At 62.4% G+C, this 24,314-nt stretch carries 26 protein-coding genes and 1 tRNA gene; 12 read left to right on the plus strand and 15 right to left on the minus strand.

The genetic code is table 11. The features are described from left to right. Nucleotide 1 precedes the first annotated feature (1 nt). The 3 genes from gatB to NKI70_RS15215 form a co-directional block, all read right to left on the minus strand. Nucleotides 2–1,501 (minus strand): Asp-tRNA(Asn)/Glu-tRNA(Gln) amidotransferase subunit GatB, encoded by a 1,500-nt coding sequence (gatB, locus tag NKI70_RS15205; protein WP_352724711.1) that lies wholly within the window; start codon nucleotides 1,499–1,501, stop codon nucleotides 2–4. 189 nt (nucleotides 1,502–1,690) lie between these two features. Continuing rightward, nucleotides 1,691–2,122, minus strand: a complete 432-nt coding sequence (locus NKI70_RS15210) for a CBS domain-containing protein (RefSeq protein ID WP_352451102.1) — start codon at nucleotides 2,120–2,122, stop codon at nucleotides 1,691–1,693. A gap of 100 nt (nucleotides 2,123–2,222) precedes the next feature. After that, nucleotides 2,223–2,993 carry a rhomboid family intramembrane serine protease gene (locus NKI70_RS15215; protein WP_352699933.1) on the minus strand — a complete coding sequence of 257 codons (771 nt, stop codon included), beginning with the start codon at nucleotides 2,991–2,993 and terminating at the stop codon, nucleotides 2,223–2,225. A 393-nt stretch (nucleotides 2,994–3,386) separates the two neighbouring features. Here NKI70_RS15215 and NKI70_RS15220 point away from each other — a divergent pair, with 393 nt between their 5' ends. From NKI70_RS15220 to NKI70_RS15230, 3 genes are all read left to right on the plus strand, one after another. After that, the gene (locus tag NKI70_RS15220; RefSeq protein ID WP_352492545.1) at nucleotides 3,387–4,025 is read left to right on the plus strand and encodes a PAS domain-containing protein; all 639 of its coding nucleotides are present in this window, start codon (nucleotides 3,387–3,389) and stop codon (nucleotides 4,023–4,025) included. Nucleotides 4,026–4,142: 117 nt separating this feature from the next. Beyond that, nucleotides 4,143–4,760 (plus strand): PilZ domain-containing protein, encoded by a 618-nt coding sequence (locus NKI70_RS15225; RefSeq protein WP_352570899.1) that lies wholly within the window; start codon nucleotides 4,143–4,145, stop codon nucleotides 4,758–4,760. 262 nt (nucleotides 4,761–5,022) lie between these two features. Continuing rightward, complete coding sequence (locus NKI70_RS15230; protein ID WP_198023528.1) at nucleotides 5,023–5,622, plus strand: transglutaminase-like cysteine peptidase; 600 nt, start codon at nucleotides 5,023–5,025, stop codon at nucleotides 5,620–5,622. A 219-nt stretch (nucleotides 5,623–5,841) separates the two neighbouring features. On the opposite strand, the gene NKI70_RS15235 is transcribed toward NKI70_RS15230, so the two are convergent. Then, entirely contained in the window at nucleotides 5,842–6,369 is a 528-nt protein-coding gene (locus NKI70_RS15235) for a gamma carbonic anhydrase family protein (RefSeq protein WP_352570898.1), read from the minus strand. A gap of 18 nt (nucleotides 6,370–6,387) precedes the next feature. Next, nucleotides 6,388–6,732: a DUF6949 family protein gene (locus NKI70_RS15240; RefSeq protein WP_352570897.1), complete on the minus strand. Its 345-nt coding sequence runs from the start codon at nucleotides 6,730–6,732 to the stop codon at nucleotides 6,388–6,390. A gap of 118 nt (nucleotides 6,733–6,850) precedes the next feature. Between NKI70_RS15240 and NKI70_RS15245 the strand changes: the two genes are divergently transcribed. Next, entirely contained in the window at nucleotides 6,851–7,582 is a 732-nt protein-coding gene (locus NKI70_RS15245; RefSeq protein ID WP_352570896.1) for a hypothetical protein, read from the plus strand. A 265-nt stretch (nucleotides 7,583–7,847) separates the two neighbouring features. On the opposite strand, the gene NKI70_RS15250 is transcribed toward NKI70_RS15245, so the two are convergent. Beyond that, nucleotides 7,848–8,051 (minus strand): DUF3126 family protein, encoded by a 204-nt coding sequence (locus tag NKI70_RS15250; protein WP_023674799.1) that lies wholly within the window; start codon nucleotides 8,049–8,051, stop codon nucleotides 7,848–7,850. A 333-nt stretch (nucleotides 8,052–8,384) separates the two neighbouring features. Continuing rightward, entirely contained in the window at nucleotides 8,385–9,233 is an 849-nt protein-coding gene (gene cysE / locus NKI70_RS15255) for a serine O-acetyltransferase (protein WP_023717455.1), read from the minus strand. Between the two features lie 159 nt (nucleotides 9,234–9,392). Between cysE and NKI70_RS15260 the strand changes: the two genes are divergently transcribed. Next, nucleotides 9,393–10,007: an HD domain-containing protein gene (locus NKI70_RS15260; RefSeq protein ID WP_352570894.1), complete on the plus strand. Its 615-nt coding sequence runs from the start codon at nucleotides 9,393–9,395 to the stop codon at nucleotides 10,005–10,007. Between the two features lie 42 nt (nucleotides 10,008–10,049). Here the strand turns inward: NKI70_RS15260 and NKI70_RS15265 are convergent, their stop codons facing one another. The 4 genes from NKI70_RS15265 to NKI70_RS15280 all read right to left on the minus strand — a co-directional run bounded on the left by NKI70_RS15265 (nucleotide 10,050) and on the right by NKI70_RS15280 (nucleotide 12,525). Then, a complete protein-coding gene (locus NKI70_RS15265; protein ID WP_352501630.1) occupies nucleotides 10,050–10,391 on the minus strand; it encodes a hypothetical protein in 342 nt (113 codons plus the stop codon). Between the two features lie 166 nt (nucleotides 10,392–10,557). Then, entirely contained in the window at nucleotides 10,558–11,325 is a 768-nt protein-coding gene (locus tag NKI70_RS15270) for an alpha/beta fold hydrolase (RefSeq protein ID WP_352570892.1), read from the minus strand. A 20-nt stretch (nucleotides 11,326–11,345) separates the two neighbouring features. Then, entirely contained in the window at nucleotides 11,346–11,909 is a 564-nt protein-coding gene (locus NKI70_RS15275; RefSeq protein ID WP_352570891.1) for a DUF192 domain-containing protein, read from the minus strand. A 19-nt stretch (nucleotides 11,910–11,928) separates the two neighbouring features. Beyond that, on the minus strand, nucleotides 11,929–12,525 hold the full coding sequence (locus NKI70_RS15280) for a cold-shock protein (protein WP_036238076.1): 597 nt from the start codon (nucleotides 12,523–12,525) through the stop codon (nucleotides 11,929–11,931). A gap of 215 nt (nucleotides 12,526–12,740) precedes the next feature. Here NKI70_RS15280 and gloA point away from each other — a divergent pair, with 215 nt between their 5' ends. Together gloA and NKI70_RS15290 are read left to right on the plus strand one after the other, a co-directional pair. Next, nucleotides 12,741–13,181, plus strand: coding sequence for a lactoylglutathione lyase (gene gloA / locus NKI70_RS15285; protein ID WP_023674793.1), 441 nt, complete (start codon nucleotides 12,741–12,743; stop codon nucleotides 13,179–13,181). A 78-nt stretch (nucleotides 13,182–13,259) separates the two neighbouring features. Further along, the gene (locus NKI70_RS15290) at nucleotides 13,260–13,553 is read left to right on the plus strand and encodes a DUF2218 domain-containing protein (protein ID WP_352699936.1); all 294 of its coding nucleotides are present in this window, start codon (nucleotides 13,260–13,262) and stop codon (nucleotides 13,551–13,553) included. Nucleotides 13,554–13,561: 8 nt separating this feature from the next. Here NKI70_RS15290 and NKI70_RS15295 read toward each other — a convergent pair whose 3' ends face one another. Together NKI70_RS15295 and ilvA are read right to left on the minus strand one after the other, a co-directional pair. After that, a complete protein-coding gene (locus NKI70_RS15295) occupies nucleotides 13,562–14,134 on the minus strand; it encodes a DUF1697 domain-containing protein (RefSeq protein WP_352699937.1) in 573 nt (190 codons plus the stop codon). Continuing rightward, complete coding sequence (gene ilvA, locus NKI70_RS15300) at nucleotides 14,131–15,387, minus strand: threonine ammonia-lyase IlvA (protein ID WP_352699939.1); 1,257 nt, start codon at nucleotides 15,385–15,387, stop codon at nucleotides 14,131–14,133. The genes NKI70_RS15295 and ilvA overlap by 4 nt, the downstream gene beginning before the upstream one ends. Before the next feature lie 128 nt (nucleotides 15,388–15,515). Between ilvA and NKI70_RS15305 the strand changes: the two genes are divergently transcribed. From NKI70_RS15305 to NKI70_RS15315, 3 genes are all read left to right on the plus strand, one after another. Continuing rightward, nucleotides 15,516–16,910, plus strand: a complete 1,395-nt coding sequence (locus NKI70_RS15305; protein ID WP_352724713.1) for a hypothetical protein — start codon at nucleotides 15,516–15,518, stop codon at nucleotides 16,908–16,910. A 103-nt stretch (nucleotides 16,911–17,013) separates the two neighbouring features. Beyond that, on the plus strand, nucleotides 17,014–18,087 hold the full coding sequence (locus NKI70_RS15310; RefSeq protein ID WP_352458455.1) for an alpha/beta hydrolase: 1,074 nt from the start codon (nucleotides 17,014–17,016) through the stop codon (nucleotides 18,085–18,087). A 132-nt stretch (nucleotides 18,088–18,219) separates the two neighbouring features. Continuing rightward, complete coding sequence (locus tag NKI70_RS15315; protein ID WP_352570885.1) at nucleotides 18,220–19,383, plus strand: alpha/beta hydrolase; 1,164 nt, start codon at nucleotides 18,220–18,222, stop codon at nucleotides 19,381–19,383. Nucleotides 19,384–19,638: 255 nt separating this feature from the next. Here the strand turns inward: NKI70_RS15315 and ade are convergent, their stop codons facing one another. Next, entirely contained in the window at nucleotides 19,639–21,450 is a 1,812-nt protein-coding gene (ade, locus tag NKI70_RS15320) for an adenine deaminase (protein WP_023674781.1), read from the minus strand. Nucleotides 21,451–21,996: 546 nt separating this feature from the next. Further along, nucleotides 21,997–22,449 carry a cupin domain-containing protein gene (locus NKI70_RS15325; protein ID WP_352570883.1) on the minus strand — a complete coding sequence of 151 codons (453 nt, stop codon included), beginning with the start codon at nucleotides 22,447–22,449 and terminating at the stop codon, nucleotides 21,997–21,999. A 278-nt stretch (nucleotides 22,450–22,727) separates the two neighbouring features. Between NKI70_RS15325 and NKI70_RS15330 the strand changes: the two genes are divergently transcribed. Continuing rightward, nucleotides 22,728–22,813, plus strand: a tRNA-Leu gene (locus NKI70_RS15330). A 55-nt stretch (nucleotides 22,814–22,868) separates the two neighbouring features. After that, the gene (locus NKI70_RS15335) at nucleotides 22,869–24,200 is read left to right on the plus strand and encodes a hypothetical protein (RefSeq protein WP_352570882.1); all 1,332 of its coding nucleotides are present in this window, start codon (nucleotides 22,869–22,871) and stop codon (nucleotides 24,198–24,200) included. Nucleotides 24,201–24,314: the final 114 nt, after the last annotated feature.

A 24,314-nucleotide genomic window follows, 5' to 3' on the forward strand; every position in this document is an offset into this window, starting at 1 on the left:
CCTACTCGATCCCGAGCTTGGCCTTGACCAGCTCGTTGACCGCCTGCGGATTGGCCTTGCCGCCGGTCGCCTTCATCACCTGGCCGACGAACCAGCCGGCCATGGTCGGCTTGGCGCGCGCCTGCTCGACCTTGTCCGGGTTGGCCGCGATCACCTCGTCGACCGCCTTTTCGATGGCGCCGGTATCGGTGACCTGCTTCATGCCGCGGCTTTCGACCAGCTGACGCGGATCGCCGCCCTCGTTCCAGACGATCTCGAATAGATCCTTGGCGATCTTGCCGGAGATGGTGCCTTCCTTGATCAGGTCGATGACCGCGCCAAGCTGGTCGGGTGAAACAGGAGCGTTTTCAATGTCCTTGCCGGCTCTGTTCAACGCACCCAGCAAATCGTTGATGACCCAGTTGGCGGCAAGCTTGCCATCGCGCCCGGCCGCCACCTTCTCGAAATAGTCGGCGACCGCCTTTTCCGATACCAGGATCGAGGCGTCGTAGGTCGACAGGCCGAGCGAGGTGATCAGCCGCGCCTTTTTGGCGTCGGGAAGTTCCGGCAGGTCCTTTGCCAACTCGTCGACATAGGCCTGGTCGAATTCCAGCGGCAGAAGGTCGGGATCGGGGAAATAGCGGTAGTCGTGCGCTTCTTCCTTGGAACGCATCGAGCGCGTTTCGCCCTTGTTGGGGTCGAACAGCCGCGTTTCCTGGTCGATCTTGCCGCCGTCCTCGAGGATGGCGATCTGGCGGCGCGCCTCGTAGTCGATGGCCTGGCCGATGAAACGGATGGAGTTGACGTTCTTGATCTCGCAGCGCGTGCCGAATTCACCGCCGGGCCGGCGTACCGAGACGTTGACGTCGGCGCGCAGCGAGCCTTCGTCCATATTGCCGTCGCACGTGCCGAGGTAGCGCACGATGGTGCGCAGCTTGGTGACATAGGCCTTGGCTTCATCGGCGGAGCGCATATCCGGCTTCGAAACGATCTCCATCAGCGCCACACCGGAGCGGTTGAGATCGACATAGGACATCGTCGCATGCTGGTCGTGCATCGACTTGCCGGCGTCCTGCTCCAGGTGCAGGCGCTCGATGCCGACCTCGATGTCCTCGAATTCGCCCTGCCGGTCCGGGCCGACCGAGACGATCACCTTCCCCTCGCCGACGATCGGCTGCTTGAACTGCGAGATCTGGTAGCCCTGCGGCAGGTCGGGATAGAAATAGTTTTTCCTGTCGAAGACCGATTTGTGGTTGATCTCGGCCTTCAGGCCCAGCCCGGTGCGGATCGCCTGCTTGACGCATTCCTCGTTGATGACCGGCAGCATGCCGGGCATCGCCGCGTCGACCAGGCTGACATTGGCGTTGGGCGCGGCGCCGAAAATGGTCGAGGCGCCGGAAAACAGCTTTGCCTGCGAGGTCACCTGCGCGTGGACCTCGAGGCCGATGATGATCTCCCAGTCGCCGGTGGCGCCGGGAACCAGGCGCTTGGCGTCGGGCGTGCGGGTATCGATGATGCTCATAAGGGCCTGCATATTGAAATTGCGGATATGCGAGAACGCATATTTTGATGTGCAACTTCGCTAGTGCAAACCGCCAAAAGAGACAAGCGCAAAGCCGCACGCGCCGACGCGGCACAGGCCCGCACCTGCCGCGACGAACTGCGATAGCAGCTTGAAAAATCGAACTGCCGGCAACCCGGCCGCCGTCACCTATGCCGTGGCGATATAGGCCCTGATCTCCTCGGCCTCGCGCTCGACATCCTCGATGCGGCGCTTGACCACGTCGCCGATCGACACGATGCCGTCGAGCAGCCCGTTCTTCTCCACCGGCAGATGGCGGAAGCGGCCCTTGGTCATGATCTCCATGACCTCGTTGACGGTGTGGTTCTCATTGCAGATCTTCACCTTGGGCGTCATCGCCGAGCGGATGGCAAGGTCGAGCGCCGCCGCCCCCTCCTTGGCGAGAACCCGCACCACATCGCGCTCGGAAAGAATGCCGACGATCTTGTGATCGCCGTTGGTGATGACCAGCGCGCCGATCCTGTGTTCGGAAAGCATGCGGATGGCTTCGCTGAGCTTTTCGTTCGGCCCGAGCGTCACCACGCCGTGGCCTTTTGCCTCGAGAATTGCCTTAACAGTCATGGCGTCCTCCTCTGCATTTCCTGCCGGCTCCTGCCCTGGCCGGCTTTCCCTGGGATGAACATGGTGCGCCGCGATCGGTTGCATTTCAAGTGCGGCGGTCTCAGGTCTCCGGCTCGTCCGCCTGCCGGGGCACCTGCTCTCGCCGATCAAAAAACCGCAGGCCGAAGAAGCCGGCAAGAAAGCCACCAATATGGGCTTCCCAGGCGATCTGGCCGTCAATGCCAGGCGCCAGGCCGAAGAGGCCGGTCGCGAGGTTGATCACCATCCACATGGCGAGAAAGGTGACGACGCCGCGCGAGCGCAGCACCGCCGCCATCGGCAAAGGCTGGCCGGCGAAGGCGGCCTTGCCCGACGAGCGGTCGATGCGGAAGCCGTAGCGTGCCGCCGCACCCATCATGCCAGAAATCGCGCCGGAGGCGCCGACCAGCGGCGCCTCCCCAAGCGGATGCATGGCCCAGAACAGCGCCACCGCCGCCAGTCCGGTCGCGGCGAAGAACAGGCTGAAGCGCAGCGCGCCGAAGCGGTTGGCCAGCGGTGAGCCGAAGGCCGCAAGCCACACCATGTTGATGGCAAGATGGGCAAGGCCGCCATGCAGGAAGGCATATGTAAAGGGCCGAGAAAACAGGAACCAGTCGAAGCCGTATTGGCCAGTGTAGAGAACAGGAATGAAGGCCCCGTCGTACAATAGTGTCAGCTGCTGGTCTTGGCTAAGCACATACTGCTGCATCAGAAAGACGACGACGCAGATGGCGATCACCGCCAGCACCACGGGCGGCAGGTTGAACACCGGCTCGCGGCGCTGCTCCGGTTCGCGGGTGACAGGCCCACCCTGGCCCTGCTCGATCTCCGGTGGGCTTTCTGGGTCGCTCATATGGCTTGCACTCAGTCGCTGGATTGGACTTCGCGAGCATGTAGATCACGGCCAACCGAATCACAAACGGCGAATCAGCAGCCCCGAATCAAAAAAAGAAGCCGTCCAAGGTTTCCCTTGAACGGCTGGTCGAGCCCCCTTGCTCCCCCTGAACTCTTGACTGAAGTGCTGCCGATCGTCGCAAAACGACCGCTTCTGGAGTGGTTTTGGTGTGCCACAGGGCTGGCAGGCGCGCAACGTAAACCAGTTGTTAACCTTAACCGCCCCGACCCGTGAACAAGTATTAACGATGCTGGCACGCATCCTGCTCCGCAACGCATGTAGGTCTTCGGAGGGCGCCCTTCTGTTCACCGATGGGACATCAGAAGACAGAATGCGCGGAGCAGCATTAGCATGAACCAGACCGGATCGATCACGCTGTTCCATTATTGGAACCGGTTGCGTGACGGACGCCCTGCCCCGAAACGCTCGGAAGTCGAACCGGCCGATATCAAGTCGCTGCTGGCCGACACGTTCATCCTGGAAAAGGACACGCGCGGCGAAGCGGTGTTCCGGCTGGCCGGCACCAGGCTCTGCGCGGTCTATGGCCGCGAACTCAAGGGGTTTTCATTCCCTTCACTGTGGCGCGAGAAGGACCAGCGACTGATTTCGAAGCTGACCGATGGCGTCTTCGACCTGAAATCGGTGATGCTCATCACCTATGAGGGTTTCAGCCGCAACGGCCGGTCCAACAGGTTCGAGCTGCTCGCGCTGCCGCTCGACGGCGGTGTCGAGAGCCCGCGCTGCCTCGGCGTGATAAGCGCCGTCGAAAAACCCTTCTGGCTGGGTGCCGACCCGGTTCTCGACGCCTTGATCGATTCGATCCGTGTCGTCGATCCCGACAAGGAGCCGATGTTCCTGAAGAACCGGCCGGCGATAGAGGTTCCCTCGCTCGCCCCATCGGAATTCGACCCGCCCGAGACGATTTCGGCGCTCGGCCAGGCTCGCCGCATCCGTCACCTGGTCGTCTTCGACGGCGGACGCGAGGAATGATGCCCAAAGCTTAAAGCAACAGCGCCGGGCTTTCCCCTTTGTTAACCTGCTTTGTTGTAGTTTTCCGCTGAAATTCCCCGCATCCATGCGCGGAATGCCGAACGGGGTATGGCAGTGATGAGGTCAGCGGCGGTCGACCATGCGCCGTCCCAAGCTGAAAGGCGTAACTTTCAGCGCGTCCGCGTGAAAATTTACGGACGCTTCATGCTGGAAGACCGCACCGAACATCCCTGCCAGGTGGTCGACATGTCGCCCGGCAACGTTGCGCTGCGCACCGAGCGCGCCGGCCTGGCTGGCGAAAAGGTCATTGCCTACATCGATCACATCGGCCGCATCGAAGGCGTCATCACCCGCACACTGCAGGATGGCTTTGCGATGACCGTCATCGCGTCGGAGCGCAAGAGGGACAAGCTCGCCGCGCAACTGACCTGGCTTGCCAACAAGCACGAGCTCGACCTGCCGGAAGACCGCCGCCATGAACGCGTCGCACCGCGCAACCCGACGAGCGTGCTGCAGCTTGCCGACGGACGCCAGTACCAGTGCCGCATCATCGACCTGTCGCTGTCGGGCGCGGCGATCGAGATCGACGTCAAGCCGGCCATCGGCGTCCAGGTGACGCTGGGCACCATGCGCGGCCAGATAGTGCGGCATTTCGAAGATGGCCTCGCCATCGAGTTCGCCGTCATCCAGCGGCCGGAAACGCTCGATACCGAATTCAGCTCATCGCGCGGCTGACGCGGAAGCGTTAGCACTATCGGGAAGAGAGGCTGGCGATCCTTCGCGCCCCCCTCTGTCCCGCCATCCTGGCTGTTCGAACGGTGCGACGAAGCATGGGAACATGCCCGGCTGGAATCCTTAAACAATTCTATATTCAATTGCGTCAAATTTTATGTTTATTCTATTGGCGTTTTACTTAATGTCTACTTCGCACTTTTGCGTCAAATAAATCCAGTCGTGTCATTGTCTCCTCAAACGGGGAGACTGAATAATGAACAGGATGAGGGGCAAGCTGTTGCTGGCGGCAATAGCGATGCAGCTTTTCGGTTGGGGGACTGTAAACGCGGCGGAGCCGGCCTTCATGCACACCGGCGGCCGCACCACGCAGCCGGTCGGACACTACGAATTGTGCCAGCAGCTTCCGCAGGAATGCAATCAGAGGACGCCTGGCCGGGCACCCGTCGAGCTGACCCGCAAGCTGTGGGCAACGATCGTCAAGGTCAACAATTCGGTCAACAGCAGGGTCGCGCCGCGCACCGACATGGAAATGTGGGGCAAGGAGGAAGTCTGGTCCTTTCCCAATAGCGGCTTCGGCGACTGCGAGGACTATGCGCTGGAAAAGCGCCGCGAGCTGATGAGCATCGGCGTGCCGGCCGGCGATCTGCTGATGACGGTGGTGCGCCAGCGCAATGGCGACGGCCATGCGGTGCTGACCGTGCGCACCAGCCTTGGCGAGTTCATCCTCGACAATCTCCAGCCCAAGGTGCTGTCCTGGACCAATACCGGCTACACCTACCTGAAGCGCCAGTCCGAGCGGAATTCCGGCGCCTGGGTGACGATCAACGACGGCCGCTCCGACGCGGTCGCCAGCGTCCGCTGAGGACGCCAAGGCATGTCGCCCAAAAGCGCGTAGCGGTTTTGGGATAACGACATGCATAAAGCAGAGGTTAAGTGCGTCGCATGACTTCGCGCTTTAGGAGAAACCCGGTCGAGTCCCCACCCTCCCCGTCCCCAACGACCGGGTTTAAGGAGCCGGCCCCGTCCCCGGGCCGGCTCCACCATTTCCGGGCTTGCGATAGGCGGCCTTCACTGACTGGCGCTACACTTTCCTCAGCCCCGCCCTGAACCTCTTCCCGTTGGCCACATAATGCGCGGCCGAGGCGCGCAGCCTGGCGACTGCGGCCTCGTCGAGCATCCTGACGACGCGCGCGGGCGAGCCGACGATCAGCGAATTGTCGGGAAATTGCTTGCCTTCGGTGACCAGCGCACCGGCGCCGACCAGCGAGTTGTTGCCGATCTTCGCGCCGTTCAGCACGATGGCGCCCATGCCGATCAGGCTGTTGTCGCCGATCGTGCAGCCATGCAGCAAGGCGCGATGGCCGATCGTGCAGCGTTGGCCGACGGTCAGCGGAAAGCCGGCGTCGGTGTGCATGATTGTGTGCTCCTGCACATTTGTGTCGGCGCCGATGACGATCGGCTCATCGTCGCCGCGGACGACGACGCCGAACCAGAAGCCGGCATTGCGGCCAATGCTGATATTGCCGATCAGGGTGGCATCGGGCGCGATCCAGTTGCTGTCGGCGTCCTCGAAGGCGGGCGCTTTTCCGTCAATCGCGTAGATCGGCATTGCTGTCTCCAGATCGTCTCACACCGACAAGCTGCCAGACCCTAGAAGCGAAGCCGCCCAGGACGCAATGGCGATCACCACCATGCCCAGCGCCAGCGCCCAGATGGTCGCCGTACAGCCGCAGGAGATCAGCCCCAGCACCGAGATGCGACGCTCGCGCCAGGCGTCCAGCGCCTCGTTGGCGAACATCAGCGGCCCGGCGCAAGCCGTCGTGGCGAGCGAGCGCAGCATGTGCTTCGACGATACATAGGGCTGGACGAAGGCAAGCCTACGGCCGGCGATCAGCTCCATCACCGATCCGGTCAGGCCGCAAGCCGTCAGCCCAGCCATAAAACTGAATATGATTTGTTCGACCGGGCCCATCTTTACCCTCCGTTTACCATGAAATCGCACAGTCGCCCGCAAAGCTGCGAAGCAAGAGCCGTGCGCGCCGAGATGTGCCGTTCAGGTACACCCGATGGGACGGCAAATGAGGATCGCGATGAAGCAGGCAGCCGCCACAGAGGGCCCGCAACTCAGCGTCGTCGATTCGACGCTGATGAAGCGAGTGTTTTATGCGTTCGCGACGCTGGCGCTGCTTTCGGTGGCGATCAGCCTTGGCGGCAAATGGTTCGGCCGCTCGATTGCCATGGCCGGGTACACCGACGACACCACGGTCCACAAGGTCGTCATCGGCAACAACGTCATCGCCGTGCCGGCCAATGTCATCCGCTTTGCCCAGGCCCGGCGCGACGGCATCGCCTCGCGACTCGACCTCTATCTGCGCTATCCCGAGATGGACGGCTACAGCGAGGCTGCCCGCAACGACTTCAACCACACCGGACCCAGCAAGGACATCGTCTTCCTGTCGTTCGAGCCGCAGATGATGTCGCGCGACATGAGCGGCCGCTTCGCGCCGATCTACAGCGCGCTGATCGCCAAGCCGGGTACGCCCGGCCCTGGCGGCACCACGCTTTACGCCTTCAGCGAAAAATCAGGCTATCTGAACGAAGTGCTGGCGGTCGCCGATCGCCCCGGCAAGGATCCGTTCGTCGCACGCTGCCTGAGCGGCCCGAGCTCGGACGAATCGCTGGCGCCCTGCGAACGCGACATCCTGGTCGGCGACAATCTCAGCCTTACCTACCGCTTCCCCCGGGAATTCCTGGGCGACTGGCAGGGGCTCGACGCGGCGATTTCGGGCGAGGCGGCACGTGTGCTGAAGACCGGGCGGTAAGCAACGAAACGAGCCGTTCCGTAGCGATCCTTCGCGCCCCTCTCTGTCCTACCGGACATCTCCCCCACGAGGGGGGAGATCGGCCGTCATCTTGGCTTTCGCCAGTCTCCAATGTTGCAGGAAGAGTGCAGCGCCGAGGCTGCCAATCTCCCCCCAGGTGGGGGAGATGGGCGGCAGGCCAGAGGAGGGCGCTGTTCCGCCGGCGTCCTGCAAGGTTCCGTACCGCCGCAGCGCTTGAGGCGTAGCGGCCAGCTAAACTCCCAACTCAGGCCAGATCGATGTCGAGGATCGCCATCGAGAAATTATAATCGCCGTCGTCCTCGTCCTTGAAGACGATGCCGAGGAACTCGTCGCCGACATAGACCTCGGCCGAATCTTCCTTGCGCGGCCGCGCCTTCACTTCGAGTTTGGGGTTCTGGAAGGTGCGCTTGAAATAGGCGTCCAGCTTTCTGATTTCGTCCGGCTTCAACAGTCTTCTCCGATCGTCGGCTTCTTCGTTTGAGCGCGCTTCTGGCACGTCGACAATGGCCATGTAAAGGCAAGCCGGCGAGAGAACACGGGCAATCGCCTCAGGTTTGCGCTGCCCCTCATCGCCCTGCCGGGCACTTCTCCCCGTATAGTGACGGGGAGAAGGCCGCCTTCGCAAAAAATTTCGCCAATCTCCAGCGTTACAGAAACAGTGCCGAGGCCGCAGTCAGCCCCTTCTCCCCGTCACTATACGGGGAGAAGATGCCGGCAGGCAGATGAGGGGCAGCGCCGACATTGATAGTTGGTCCGACGCGACAAGCCCCTGCCCGAGCACTCAGATGTCGAAGCTGACGACGTGGTCCATCGTCTGCGATGGCAACAGCTGGTCCATCTGCCGCGAAGGCTGGTCGCAGCCGGTCTCGCCGACGACGCGGGCCGGCACGCCGGCAACCGTCTTGTTGTGCGGTACCGGCGACAGCACCACCGAGCCGGCCGCGATCTTCGAGCAATGGCCGATCTCGATGTTGCCGAGGATCTTGGCGCCGGCGCCGATCAGCACGCCGTAGCGGATCTTGGGATGGCGGTCGCCGCCGGCCTTGCCGGTGCCGCCCAGCGTCACGCCGTGCAGGATCGACACGTCGTCCTCGATCACCGCCGTCTGGCCGACGACGAGGCCGGTGGCGTGGTCGAGGAAGATGCCCTTGCCGATGCGGGCAGCCGGATTGATGTCGGTCTGGAACACCGAGGACGACCGGCTCTGCAGATACAGCGCGAAGTCCTGGCGGCCCTGGTTCCACAGCCAATGCGCCAGCCGGTGCGTCTGGATGGCGTGAAAACCCTTGAAGTAGAGCACCGGCATGATGAAGCGGTCGCATGCCGGATCACGGTCGTAATAGGCCTGGATATCGACGCGCACCGTCGTCGACCAGTCCTTGTCGTCGGCCGCCATCGCCTTGAACGTCTGGCGGATGAGGTCGGAGCCGATGTCCTGATGGGCGAGGCGCTCGGCCAGCCGGTGAATGACCGCTTCTTCCAGGTTTTCCTGATTGAGGATGGTCGAATAGAGGAACGCCGCCAGCAGCGGATCGCGGTTGACCGCTTCCATCGCTTCGTCGCGGATCGAACGCCAGATCGGATCTACCGGCTGCACCCTGGTGGGACGGGAAATCGTAACGCTGTTCATCTGATGTCTCCGGCCATCCAATGTCTCGGCCATCCAATGTCTCGGTTGGCGGCTTGCCTATTCTCCGGCCGCACCTATAAGCCAGATCATAGCACGGGTGAACTCAATTTTCCTTAGTGCTTCGTGAAATGGATTTGGTTGGCGGAATTTCAAGCAGCCATGGAAAACGCAACCTTGATGGACGAGACCCTGAAGCGCGAGCTTTCCGCGCTCTATGAGGCCGAAGATCGCCACTACCACGACCTTGGCCACATCGAGGCGACGCTGGCGCTGGCCAATGATTACAAGGCGTTGTTGCATGATCCTGAAGCAGTCGAGGCAGCGATCTGGTTCCACGACGCGATCTACGACAGCCGCGCCAAGGACAATGAGGCGAGGAGTGCCGCACTTGCCGAGGAAAAGCTCGCCGGCCGCGCCGATGCACAACGCATCGGTCGCATCGCGGCGATGATCACTGCCACTGCCGGCCACGAATTGCCGCCCCTTGGCGACCAGCATTCGGTTCGTGACGCGGCGCTGTTCCTCGACATGGACCTGGCGATCCTGGGTGCTGCGCCCGACGTGTTCGACGCTTATGAACAGGCGGTCCGCCGCGAATATAAGTGGGTCGATGAGCCGATGTGGCGGGCCGGCCGTGCCGCAGTCCTGAATGGCTTCCTCGCCCGCCCGCATGTCTTCCACAGCAAGGAGTTCCGCCGGCGCTTCGAAACCCAGGCCCGGCATAACATGGCGCGCTCGCTCAGGGCGCTGGGGCACAGCCCGCGCCGATCGTAGCCCGACGCGTCGGCCACTTGCGTCCGGAAGATTTGCCCGAAATCACGTAAACGCGCCTATGGTCGATGCCATGGCCCACAGCATAAACACCCCGGCGGCAAGCGACGCGCCGTTGACCACGATGCCAGCCAGGCCGAGCAAACGATTGTCGTTTGGACGACCCAGCGCCATCAGCCCGAAGACCGCGCCGGTAAGATGCGCCAATGGCCCGACCAGGAAAAATACCGCCATGAAGAAGCCTGTCACACTGTGCTGGATAAGCACGGACGCGTCGCTCGGCATTGCCATCAACGCGGTGATCGCCATCGCGCCTGCCACCAATGCAGCCAGCGCTAGAACAACGGACCATTCGCCGAACCTGCTTTTCGCAACGACGCCCAGCAAAGCGGCGTCGCTTCTTCCCCATTGTGCCATCGTACCCTCTGCCCCTCGTTCAGCGCGTGGCGGGTTTGAACCGATCCACGCGTGACGCTTAGTTACCCCCGTAGAGTTGCAAAACCGCTAAGAACCCCAGCTTCAGGCCCAATGGCCGCTTTTGGGGAGCCATCCGTCAAAACCGATGCTCGGCATAAAACTCCAGCACGCGCTGCTTGAAGGTCTTGTCGCCGACCGCCAGCATATGGTCGCGGCCTTCGATGTGAAAAGCCCTGGCGTTGGGCATCAAAGCGGCGAGTTCATCCGGCGAGCCGCCGATGTCGTCCTTGGTTCCCACCGCAATCAAGGTCGGCTGGGCAATGCGGGCAATGTCGGCCTCGCTCAGCAATTCGCGTGAGGTGGCGATGCAGGCGGCGAGCGCCCGGCGATCGCTGCGGGTCTGATCGGCGAAGGCGCGGAACGAGCGGCCGCGCGGATCGCTGGTGCCTGCCGGATCGTCGGCCAGAAGGGCGTCGGCTATCGGATCCCAGTCGCCGACGCCGTCGACCATGCCGACGCCGAGACCGCCGAAGACCAGCGTCGCCACCTTCTCCGGGTCGGAGAGCGCCAGGAAGGCCGATATGCGCGCGCCCATCGAATAACCCATGACATGAGCGCGTTCGATGCCGAGATGGTTCAAAAGCGCTGCCGCGTCCGACGCCATTTTTGCCGGCGTGTAGTCGGCTTCGTCATAGCTCTTCGACGACGACCCATGGCCGCGATTGTCAAAGGCGATGGCACGGTAGCCGGCGTCGTTCAGCGCCTTGAACCAGCCGGGCGACACCCAGTTGACGTAATGGCTCGAGGCAAAGCCGTGGATCATCAGCACCGGATCGCCCTGCCCCGATGCCGGCTGGCGGTCAAGGAAAGCAAGGTCGAAACCGTCATGGGAGAAGAACTGCATCGGCCGAAGATCCTGCCCGCTCAGTCGGAATCGACACTCGGCGCATCGCCCTTGTCGGGCGGCGGCATGGCCGGCCCCGGCGCCGTGCCGATGGCCGGATGGCGCAGCAGGTCGCCGTCCTCAATGCCCTTTTTGGCGGCGGTGCCTGCCTTGAGCTCGAGTACGAAGCGCACCGGCTCGTCCGGCGAGATGATCGCCTCCGACTGCGGCTCGCCTTGCCTGATCGCCCGGATCCGGCCGTCCTGGCCGACGAAGACCAAGTCGAGCGGCATCGGCGTATTCTTCATCCAGAAGCTCACATCCTGCGGCGCACCGAACACGAACAGCATGCCGTGATTGTCGGCCATGTGGTGGCGGAACATCAGGCCGGCCTCGCGCTCGGCGGGCGTGTCGGCGATTTCGACCGAAAAAGAACGCTCGCCGGCCTTCGTCACCGCGACCAGCGGCGCCGGGTCGACGGGAAGGATCATCGCCTTGCCGTCGGCGGAACTCGGTTGCTGAAAATAGAAGAACGCACTTGCGGCGACGATGAGGAAAATCCCGGCGCAGAGCGCGCCCGCCGTCAGCCGGTTCCTGTGAGCCATATGAAATCCTCGGCCGGAACTAATGCGAGACCGGCAAGGTACCCATATCGGGGTGAATTTCGGCAGCCATAAGGCCTTTGTCGCCGCGTCCGAAGCGGACCAGCACCACCTGGCCCGGCCGGAGTTCGGTGATGCCGTAGCGGCGCAGCGTCTCCATGTGGACGAAAATGTCCTCGGTGCCCTCGCCCCGGGTCAGAAAGCCGAACCCCTTGGTACGGTTGAACCATTTGACCAGCGCCCGTTCGAGGCCGCTTTCCGGCGTCACCGCGACATGGGTGCGCTGCTCCTGTAGCTCCGCCGGATGCACCGCCGTGGTGACATCCATCGAGAGCACGCGGAAGGCCTGCAGCCCGCGCTCGCCCTGCTTGACCAGGCAGACGACACGGGCGCCTTCCAGGGCGGTCTGAAAACCATCCTTTCGAAGGCATGTCACATGGAGGAGGATGTCGCCCGAAGTACCATCATCGGGAAGGATGAAACCGTAGCCCTTGGCCACGTCGAACCATTTGATGGCGCCGGCGATTTCGACGAGATCGGCCGTATCGGCGCTCTCATCCCGCTTCAACGTATCGTTACCGGCCCCGTCCCGCCCCATGAAAGAGGCCTTTTCCCCCATAAGAACGCCCCCTTTTTTCAAGAAACACTGCAACTGATTCTTGGTATCAGATTAACACCGCGGCTTCCGGTGTGTGCAAGACCTGACGTGCCTTTTTTCACGGTTCCATACAGGAATAGCGGATTTGCCGTTTTCCGGCGCCGGCAAACGTGGCCAATTGCCCTTTGGCCGGGCCGCCCCTATGTTGCGCCGCAACGCAACATAAGGAGGAAATCATGCGCTATCTGCACACCATGGTCCGCGTCGCCGACATCGATGCTTCGCTCGATTTCTACTGCAACAAGCTTGGCCTCAAGGAAGTGCGCCGCCATGAAAACGAGCAGGGCCGCTACACGCTGATCTTCCTCGCCGCCCCCGAAGACGAGCAAAGCGGCATCAGCGAGAAAGCGCCGCTGGTCGAGCTGACCTACAATTGGGACCCGGAAGACTACAAGGGCGGCCGCAATTTCGGCCATCTCGCCTATGAGGTCGACGACATCTACGCCACCTGTCAGCGGCTGATGGACAATGGCGTCACCATCAACCGGCCGCCGCGCGACGGCAACATGGCATTCGTCAAATCGCCGGACGGCATCTCGATCGAGCTGTTGCAGAAAGGTCCGGCCAAGCCGAAGGCCGAGCCGTGGGCGTCGATGCCGAACACCGGCAGCTGGTAACCGATCACGCCATCTTGAACGGACGCAGGCGGGCCCTGGTTCGGTTTTCGCGTCCGCATTCCCAAGGAGAATTCATTTATGCCGACCAGCCATGTCGACGTCGCCACCGAACATGCGAGCCGCTATCTGCAGCAGCTGTGCAAGCATTGGGCGCACAAGTTTCCCGTCGAATTCGACCCGAACCACGGCACCATAGATCTGACGCTCGGCCGCACGGTTCTCGATGCCGACCCGGCTGCGCTGCACATTGCAGTGACGACCGATGAAGCCGGCTCGCTCGAGCGCCTGGAAACGGTCGTCGCCGAGCACATCAAGCGCTTCGCCTTCCGTGAAGAGCTGGCATTCGACTGGAAACGCGGTCCGGCCGCGTAGACGACCTGTCAACCGCCGGCCTTGGCCATGTCCAGCAGCATCAGCACGGTGCGCCAATTGCGCGCCGTGCCCGGCACCTTCAGAACGCGCGGAATGAGATTGGCAAACACCGATTTGCCGAGCCCGTCAGGCGCATGCAGGTAGAGCACGTCGCCCTTGATCTCGAAGCGTTCGGGCCCGGTGCATTTTTCCGCCAGCCGGGCGACCTCCTCGGCGGTCGGCCGGCGCTCCAGCGCATAGGCATGCAGCTTGGTCGGCTCGCCGGCCACTTCCGGATAGGGATTGTCCGCCGCCAGCCGCTCGAGCCAGCCGAGATCGCGCACCATGATGCGTGAATGGAACCCCCATTTCTTCTCGAATTCCGCTTCCAACCGCTTGGTCAGCGTCGCCGCATCGCCATCTGGCGACCGGAACACGGCGTTGCCGCTCTGCACATAGGTGGCGACATCGGAGAAGCCGAGCTGCTCGAAAAATGACCTGAGTTCCGCCATCGTGACGATGCGGTTGCCGCCGACATTGATGCCGGAAAACAGCGCGATAAAAACGTTCGCCGGAGCGTTCGGAAGATCGTTGCTGCTCATATGATGAACCCGGCGAGCGTCTCGTTGTCTGTGATGTCCTGGTAATGGACGCTCTCGGCGTCGAAATTCGCCTTGAGCAGGTCGAAATTGCGGCGGTCCTTGGTTTCGATGCCGATCAGCACCGAACCGAAATTGCGCGCCGATTTCTTCAGATATTCGAAGCGGGCGATGTCGTCGTCGGGACCCAGCAATTCGAGGAAATCGCGCAGCGCGCCGGGCCGTTGCGGAAAGCGGATGATGAAGTATTTCTTCAAGCCCTCGAAGCGCAGCGCCCGTTCCTTCACATCCGGCAGCCGCTCGAAATCGAAATTGCCGCCCGACACCACGGCAACGATGGTCTTGCCCCTGATTTCCTTCCTGGAAAAATCCTTGAGCGCATCGATCGCCAGCGCGCCGGCCGGCTCGAGCACGACGCCTTCGACATTGAGCATTTCGATCATGGTCGCGCAGAGCCGGTTTTCCGGGATCAGCCGCACCGCGTCGGCGGCAAACTCCCTGAGGTGGCGCAGCGGCTCGCGGCCGATCTCGGCCACCGCTGCGCCGTCGACGAAATTGTCGACCTTGGCGAGCTTGACCCGCTTTCCGGTGGCGAGGCTCTCGCTCAGGCTCGGGGCGCCGGCCGGCTCGCAAAAGACGAAACGTGTTTCTCGCTGCTGGTCGGCGAAATAATGGGTGACGCCGGCGGCCAGGCCGCCGCCGCCGACCGGCAGCATGACGATATCAGCCATGCGCGCGCCGGGCACCTGGCCTGATATCTCGTAGGCGACGGTCGCCTGCCCTTCGATAATGTCCTTGTGGTCGAAAGGCGGCACCATGTGGGCGCCTGCAGTTTCGGTGAATTCAAGTGCCGCGCGGTAGCAGTCGTCGAAGAAATCGCCGACCAGCCTGATCTCGACGAACGCGCCGCCGAACAGCCGCGTCTTGTCGATCTTCTGCTGCGGCGTGGTCACCGGCATGAAGACGACGCCCTTCTTGCCGAAATGGCGGCAGACGAAGGCAAAGCCCTGCGCATGATTGCCGGCCGAGGCGCAGACAAACAGCTCGGCCTCATTGCCGGCGGCGAGCGTCTTGCGGAAGAAGTTGAAGGCGCCGCGGATCTTGTAGGAGCGCACCGGCGTCAGGTCCTCGCGCTTCAGCAGCACCCGCGCGCCGGTCTTCTTCGACAGATAGTCGTTTTCCTGCAGCGGCGTCTCCGGAAAAATCTCGCGGATCGCCGCAGCGGCGGCAGCGACGCGAGAGGAGAAACTGGTCATGGCAAGAGCACCCCACAGGCTACGCGAGTTCGGTCCCGCTATTGCATATCTGGCCTCGTGAAGCCATTGTCCGGCCGCCCCGAAGGGGCATTTCCGGAATCAACGTAAGCATTTGGGGGCGTTTGCTCATGCCTGTCGCATCGGTAGCCCGGAAAACCGTGTCGCTGCCGGAGTTCGGCGAGCCGACGGTGATGCCGCTAGTGCCCCGCGCCACCTATGAGGCCCGTATCGCGGCGCTGGTCGCACTTGGCGGGTTCGATGCCTTCGTCGTCTATGGCAACCGCGAACATGCGGCCAATGTCGCCTACCTCTGCGGCTACGATCCGCGCTTCGAGGAGACGCTGCTCATCATCGTTCCCGGCAAGCCGCCGAAACTGCTGGTCGGCAACGAGGGCTGGGGCTATGCCGAGATCTGCGACGGGCCTTACGAGCGCGTGCTCTACCAGACGTTCTCGCTGCCGGCGCAGCCGCGCGACCGCTCGCAGTCGCTTTCCGACATCCTCGTCGATTGCGGCCTGAAAGCCGGCCAGCGCATCGGTGCCATCGGCTGGAAGCCGTTCGGCCCCGGCGATGCGGGTTTTGGCGAAACGACGCTCGACCTGCCGTCCTTCATCGCCGACACGCTGCGTACCCTTGCCGGCGATAGGGGCACGGTCGTCAACGCGGCGAACCTTTTGATGAACCCCGCCGACGGCCTGCGCGCCATCAATGAGGCCGACCAACTGGCGGCGTTCGAATTCGCCGCGACCTATTCCTCGCAAGGCCTGCGCAATGTCCTGCAAGGCATCGAACCCGGCATGACCGAATTGCAGGCGGCGCGGCTGATGGGCATCAACGGCCTGCCGCAATGCTGTCACCCGATGCTGTCGGCCGGCAAGCGGGCGCCCTATGGCCTGCCAAGCCCGCGGCTCGACATCATCAAGCGCGGCGACCCGATCACCATGGCCTATGGCATCCAGGGCTCGCTCAATGCCCGCGCCGGTTTTCTGGTCGAGGATGCGGCCGAGCTTCCGAGGGGCATCCAGGACTATGTCGAGAAGCTGGTCGCGCCCTATTTCTGCGCCGTCGTCGACTGGTACGAGACGGTCGGCATCGGCGTTCCCGGCGGCGCGTTGTGGCAAGCGGTGCACGACCGCATCGGCGATCGGTTCTTCGGCGTAGCGCTCAACCCCGGCCATCTCATCCATATCGACGAATGGATGCATTCGCCGGTATTTTCCGGCTCCGACATCAGATTGAAGTCGGGCATGGCCTTGCAGGTCGACATCATCCCGGCGACCGGCACCGATTATTTCACCACAAACATCGAGGACGGCATCGCGCTGGCCGACGAGGCGCTGCGCGAAGAGATCGCCGCGCGCTATCCCGAAGCCTGGCGCCGCATCGAGGCGCGCCGCGCCTTCATGGCCGACGTGCTCGGCATAAGGCTGAAGCCGGAAGTGCTGCCGTTTTCCAACATTCCGGCGTTCCTGCCGCCGTTCTGGCTTTCGCGCAACAGTGCGATGGCAGTCGCGAGGCGCTGAGCGCATTTCGGCGCCTGCGACTTACTTCCGCCGCACTTGGCCTGTCCGGGAGGTGCGGCGGAGGTGGATGGGCCTTTGGTCAGGCCGGAGTGGAATTGCTTAAGTGCCCTTGAAGACGATTTGCATCATTCTCATTGCCGCGCTGCTCGCCGGCTGCGGCGGGCGCCAAACCGAGGAACTGCTCGGCAGCGCCATGATGGCGGTGCCGGTGACGGAAATCGCCGGCAACCACTCGATCTTCATCGCAACCACGCGCAAGCGCTCCGACGATCCCGATAAGGTCTTCGACGGCGAGCGCTCGGCGACGCTGAACTATGCCCGCGTCAACGTCACCGTCCCCGGTATCCACAAGACAGGCCAGATCGAGCGGCGCTCGCGCGGCAAGTCGGACGATCCGGCCAAATACTTCATGGCTTCCGAGGTCGTCGGATACGACACCCAGCCGAAATTCTCCAGCGCGCTCAGCGCCGACATCGCGGCGCGCGGCGGCCGTGTCATGGTCTTCGTCCACGGCTACAACACCGGCTTCGACGACGCGGTCTACCGCGTCACCCAGATCACCCATGATTCCGGCTATCCGGGCACGCCGGTGCTGTTTTCCTGGGCGTCGGGCGCCAAGACCACCGACTATGTCTACGACAAGGAAAGCGCCAGCGTTGCCCGCGACCAGCTGGAAGTGACGCTGAGAATGCTGGCGCAGACCGGCGCGCGGCGCATCGACATCGTTGCCCATTCGCTGGGAACCTGGGTCACCATGGAGGCGCTGCGCCAGCTCGCCATCACCGGCGACCGCGATCTCGGCGGCAAGCTCGGCGACGTCGTGCTGGCCTCGCCCGACATCGACGTCGACGTGTTCAAGAGCCAGATGCGCCGCTACGGCAAGCCGGACAAGCCGTTCATCCTGCTGCTCTCCGACGACGACCGGGCGCTGCGGCTCTCCGGCCTGATAGCCGGCGCGCGGCCGCGCGTTGGCGACTACAAGGACGCCGCCGACCTCGCCAGCTATGGCGTGTCGGTCGTCGATCTCTCCAGCGTCAAGGGAGCCGACCGCTTCAACCACACCAAATTCGCCGACAATCCGGAATTGGTGCAGTTGATCGGCCAGAAGCTGCGCGAGGATGACGGGTTTGCCAGCGACCGCGAGGTGACCGACCGGATCGCCTCGGTCGGACAATAGCTGCATTGCGCGGCAGTGATTGTTGACCATTGCCGCACCATCGGAACAGTTTGAACTGGACCGTGCCGGGCTCTGCCTCTATCGAATAGGCCAAGACGTCTCCGGCTCGACGTCGCCTTTGCGGGAGCCCGCGTGACCGTGCCTTCGAAGATCTTTCTCGTCGTTGCGTTCGCGCTCGCGCTGGCAAGCTGCGCCGGCCAGAACACCCATGATTTGCTCAACAAGACGACGATCACGGTGCCTGCTGCCGATATCGCGGCGACGCATCAAATCTTCGTCGCCACAACCCGGCAAAAAGCAATGAAAGCGCCCCGGCAGGTGTTCGACGGCGACCGTTCGCCGACCACCAGCTTTGCCAGCGTCGAGGTGACGGTGCCCAAAATTCACCAGCTCGGCGCCATCGAGCGGGTCAAGGGCTCGGCCAACAGCAATCCGGCGAAGGATTTCACGGCGACCGGCGTCACCTTCTACGAAGGCGCGCCGCAATTCGCCAAGGCGGTCGGCGCCGATATCGCCATGCGCGGCGACCGCGCGCTGGTTTTCGTGCACGGCTTCAACAACGGCTTCGACGACGGCATCTACCGGCTGACGCAGATCGCGCATGACACGAAATACCCAGGAACGCCGGTGCTGTTTTCGTGGGCGTCGAGCGGCAAGACGACCGGCTACATCTACGACAAGGAAAGCGCCAATGCGGCGCGCGACGATCTCGAAGCGACGCTGCGCATGCTCGCCAAGAGCCGCGCCAAGAGCATCGACATCATTGCCCATTCGATGGGGACCTGGGTGACCATGGAAGCGTTGCGCCAGCTTGCCATCACCGGCGACCGCGACCTCGGCGGCAAGCTCGGCTACGTCATCCTGGCCTCTCCCGACATCGACGTCGACGTGTTCAAGAAGCAGATGATCCGCTACGGCAAGCCCGACAAGCCGTTCGCCGTGCTGCTGTCGGGCGACGACCGGGCGCTCAGGCTGTCGACCCTGATCTCCGGCGACAAGCCGCGCGTCGGCGACTATGGCGACGCGGCCGACCTCGCCAGCTATGGCGTCTCGGTGGTCGACCTGACCAAGACCAAGGGCGGCGACCGGCTGAACCACGCCAAATTCGCCGACAACCCGTTCCTGGTGCAGCTGCTCGGCGACCGCCTGCGCGCCCCGGCGGGCCTGGCCTCCGAAGAGACCGCGCCGGCCCAGCTCGACAATCTCGGCCAGGGCCTCGGCAAGGCCGTCGGTTCGGTCGCCGAAATCGTCATCACCACGCCGTTCAAAGTGCTGACCATCGCCACCGGCGGGTGAGCCGACCTCTGCTGCCAATCACGCCGGTGATTGGCAGCTGTCAACAAAAACGCCCTGTAGCGATCCTTCGCGCCCCCCTCTGTCCTGCCGGACATCTCCCCCCTAGTGGGGAGATTGGCCGCCACTTTCGGCTTTCGCCAATCTCCATCTTTGACGAACAAGGCGCTGTCAACGAAACCGCCAATCTTCCCCCTTGAGGGGGAGATGTCCGGCAGGACAGAGGGGGGCGCTGTTCCTCCAGGGTTCAGTGGTTCTTCAAACGAACAAATCAACCTTCTGAAAAGTCGTCACGTCGATCAGGCCGACGTCGGAAATCCTCAACTCCGGGATGACGACCAGCGCCAGCAGCGAGTGCTGCATGTAGGCGTTGTTGAGCGAGCAGCCCATCTGGCGCATGGCGTCGCTGAGTTGGTCCGCCTTGGCGGCGACGATTTCCGCCCGCTCGTTGGACATCAGCCCGGCGATCGGCATTTCGACCAGCGCCAGTTCCTTGCCCCTGGAGAACAGCACGACGCCGCCGCCGACCTCGCCCAGCCGGTTCACGGCCAGAGCCATGTCCTGCTTGTTGGTGCCGACGACGATGATGTGGTGGGCATCGTGGGCCACGCTCGACGCCATGGCGCAGTCGCCGATATAGCCGAAGCCGGAGACGAAGGCGTTGGTGACGCCGCCGGTGCCCTTGTGGCGCTCGACCAGCGCGATCTGGCAGACATCGTTGCGGCGATCCATGGCGACCAGCCCGTCCTCGACGGCAAGATCGGCCTCCAGCGCCCGCGTCGGCGCCTGGTTTTCGATGACGCCGATGACGCGCACCCGCACCTCGTTGGCGCCCATGGGTGCCGCGATGTCGAAATCGCCTGCCTTGAGCTTCCTGCCGAGCTTGACGGTGTTCTTCGCCGTCCGCGGATAATTGTAGGCCGGAATGTCAATTTCGAGCTTGCCGCCCTTGGCCAGCCTGACGCCGCGGCCATAGACCTCGTCGATGGTCATTTCGGCCAGGTCGGAGATGATCAGCAGATCGGCGAGCCGTCCCGGCGCGATCGAGCCGATCTCGCGCTCCAGCCGGAAATGCTGGGCGGTGTTGAGCGTCGCCATCTGGATCGCCGTCACCGGCGTCAGCCCTTGGCTGATGGCGTGGCGCACGACCCGGTCCATATGGCCTTCGTGCACCAGCGTACCGGAATGGCTGTCGTCGGTGCACAGGATGAAGTTGCGCGGGTCGAGGCCGCTCTCGGTCACCGCCTTGATCTGCGAGGCCACGTCGTACCAGGCTGAGCCCAGCCGCAGCATCGCCTTCATGCCCTGGCGGACGCGCGCGATGGCGTCCTCGGCGCGCGTGCCTTCGTGGTCATCCTCCGGGCCGCCGGCGACGTAGCCGTGAAACGGCAGGCCGAGATCGCGCGAGGCATAATGCCCGCCGACGGTCTTGCCGGCCCTCACCGTCGCCGCGATCTCGCCCGACATCACCGGATCATTGGCGGCGACGCCCGGAAAATTCATCACCTCGCCGAGCCCGATGATGTTCTCCCAGGTCATCGCCTCGGCAACGTCGGCGACGGTCAGCTCGGCGCCGGCATGCTCGAGCCCCGGGGCGGAGGGCACGCAGGACGGCATCTGCACGAGCACGTTGACCGGCATGGCGACGGCCTCGTCATGCATCAGCCGCACGCCCGGCAGGCCGAGCACGTTGGCGATCTCATGCGGATCGATGAACATCGAAGTTGTGCCATGCGGGATCACCGCGCGGCAGAATTCCGTCACCGTCACCATGCCGCTCTCGACATGCATATGCGCGTCGCAAAGCCCCGGCACCAGATAGCGGCCGCCGGCATCGACCACCTTGGTGCCCTGGCCGATGGCATGGCCGGCGTTCGGCCCGCAATAGGCAAAGCGGCCGCCGGCAATGGCAATGTCGGTGCCGGCGATGATCTCGCCCGAATGGACGTTGACCCAGCGCCCGTTGCGGATGACGAGATCGGCGGGTTTGCGACCCATAGCGACATCGACCAGATGCGTCGCCATCTCAGCCCAGGGTTTTGGTTTCGTCGCATTGGCGGTCTTCGGCATCAACAGGCTCCTCTTTGCCCGACTGTGCCAAGCCGCGAGGATTTTGACCAGCGAGGAAGTAAAACGCGGACGGCGAAGTTGCAGATCTCCCCCCTCGAGGGGGAGATGTCGCCGAAGGCGACAGAGGGGGTCGGGACGTCCTGACGCGAACCTTTACCGCGAACAAAACAGGCTGGCGCTCGACGCGCGACGACCCCCTCTGGCCTGCCGGCCATCTCCCCCTCAAGGAGGGAGATCGATGCGCCATGGCCTTCGCCAATCGCTAAGGGCATTTTGTGCCGGCCGCAGCAACTTTGTTCTTGCTTTGTGCCGGCAGCTATGCTACTAATTTGGGTATGGTGCCAATTGGCTCCAACGACCCGTCCTCCCGAGGCGGGTTTTTTGTTATTGCGCCATTCATGGCAAATGGCCCAGGCGGAATACGATTCCGTTGCGGCCAATCAGCTTTCGTCTCGTTAGAGGATCCTTCTGAATCGACGGTCGCGGAGTTTGACGCACTCCATCGTTCGAGCCTTCGGCCGGTTCACTCAATTCGATCCCGAACTGTCACTTTTTGCTTGGATCGTCCGCCGGGTTGACGTAGGTGATCTTGAATGGCCCCTCGCCATGAACCTGGATAATCGTATCGCTTGTCGTCCAGGCGAAGTGATTCATTCCGGCCGGCGCGACGCCGAAGCCGCCAGCAGTCAGTTCGACACCTTTCGCCTCGTCGAGCTTATCGCCCATTCCAATATGGAAGTTGCCGGAAAGCACCGTTACGTATTCCGTGGTGGGATGATTATGTGCGGCAATTTTGTAGCCGGCGGGTGTCTTCAACCGCAGCACATAGGCGCCGTCCTTTGAGGGATCTCCAGCGACAACAGCCATTTCCGCGCCAGCGGGAATGACAGCAGGAGCAGGACCCCATTTGATGTCTTTGGCGTTCATCGGCATCTCATCGGCAAACAGAGGCGCCGTCCCAACAAGCAGCAGTGCCAGGGCAGAGGCAAGCTTGAGCATGACAATCTCCCAGTGTCTGTAGAGGACGGCGTCGAGTATCGGCGCGCCGATCCACTTGCCAATTGGAGTCTATCAGGGCAGAGCGCCCGAACGCATCCTGCGAACGGGGGACGCGCATTCGCGGTAGCCGCGGAAGCTGCCGCTAAAAACATTTCCAGGTGAAACGATTTTGTTTGTATCACTGTAGGTGATCGGCCTCGCTAGCTTCCAGTGCCAGATTTGTCGACGGCAGAAGACGGCTTGACGGCCTTTGGCTGGCGGCTGAAAAGGGCTGGCCTGCGGACGTGGCGGAATTGGTAGACGCAAGGGACTTAAAATCCCTCGATCTCTGATCGTACGGGTTCGATTCCCGTCGTCCGCACCAGATTTGCACAGCATGTGGCACGTCTTCGGGACGAGAATATGGGAGTTTTTATTCTATGCGATTCAGACGCTCCGAAGGACTTACTCAATCTGAGAAGGTTCTGGCAGAGCTGTGCGATCACTCTTTTCTAAAGCTGTGGACCTATCCTAACCTTTTCAAGAAGCCTGCCAAAGAACTGACAGATCTGCTGGTGGTGTTCGGAAGCGACATACTGCTTTTCTCCGACAAATCCTGCGGATACCCCGACACCGGCAACCCGACATTAGATTGGTCACGCTGGTATCGGAAATCCATTTCCGATTCAGCGCATCAGATTGACCAGGCCGAGCGCTGGCTGCGTAGTTATCCGGACCGCGTCTACCTCGACGCTAAATGCACGACACCGCTTCCAATCACACTGCCGTCCTGTGCCGATACGCGTGTTCATCGCATCTGCGTTGCCCTCGGTGCTGGCGAACGGGTACGGATTGACACAGGGAAACGTGGGCTGACCGTAAACCCATCGGTTCAGAACGATGCAGTGCCGTTCACGGTGGGAAAGACTGACAGAGCTCGCGGCTGGGTTCACGTGTTCAATGAGGAGAGCCTCGCAATTGTGCTTCGCGAATTGTCAACGATCTCTGATTTTGTTCACTATCTCAATAGCAAAACGGCGCTCTTCGACCGCAGCCAACTCATCCTAGCCGAGTCCGAACTCGATCTTATGGCGTACTATCTTTGGAACGGTCGAGTGTTTCCGCCCACGGATCGGCCTTTCAGACTCGATCCGAACCTCTGGTCCAAAGTCGAAGCCGATCCTTCTTTCCTTCGCGGGCGCTTAGAGAACCAGGTCAGCTACTTCTGGGATAACCTGATTGAGTATATCACCCGACATTATCTTGAAGAGACGCTTGAGTTTGGCAACGAGATGAAGATGGCGGACCACGAGCTGTTGGTCAGGATAATGGCCGGCGAGACAAGGTTCTTCCGTAGAGTTCTCACAAACAATATTCTCGAACGCGCAGAGGCGGCCCGGACGCACGCAATAGGAAGTCTTCTGGAATCCGGCCAGCCCGACGTCAACTATGTCCTCTATATCGGGCGCGGAGATGGGGGAAATGATCATGCTGCCTATCGAGCGGATCGCGCGTCACACCTGCAAGCCCGGTGCATTGCGGCCAAGGCGCTTAAACCGGAGAAACGTTACATCATTGGCATCGGCCTAGATGCACGCGGGGTAAAAGGATCGTCCGAGGACTTCGTCTTAATCGATACCAAAGACTGGCCTCCGGAGGCCGTCAAGAAAGCCGAGAAGTTGCGGCAGGAACTAGGCTATTTCCTTCCAGGCAAAGCCATCGAGACGCGGCTGCGTGTGGACGAATATCCGGACAGCACGGCGCCTGTCTGAAGCTAGAAAGAGATCGACTTGGCAATCCATCCGTAAAATTCGCGCATTTCTTTCACGGGACGACCGTTATAGCCTCGGAAATCCGCCCTGCGGGGCGACTCAGACGAACGGGTG

This window comes from Mesorhizobium sp. M0500 (assembly GCF_040321165.1).
Taxonomy (GTDB): Bacteria; Pseudomonadota; Alphaproteobacteria; order Rhizobiales; family Rhizobiaceae; genus Mesorhizobium.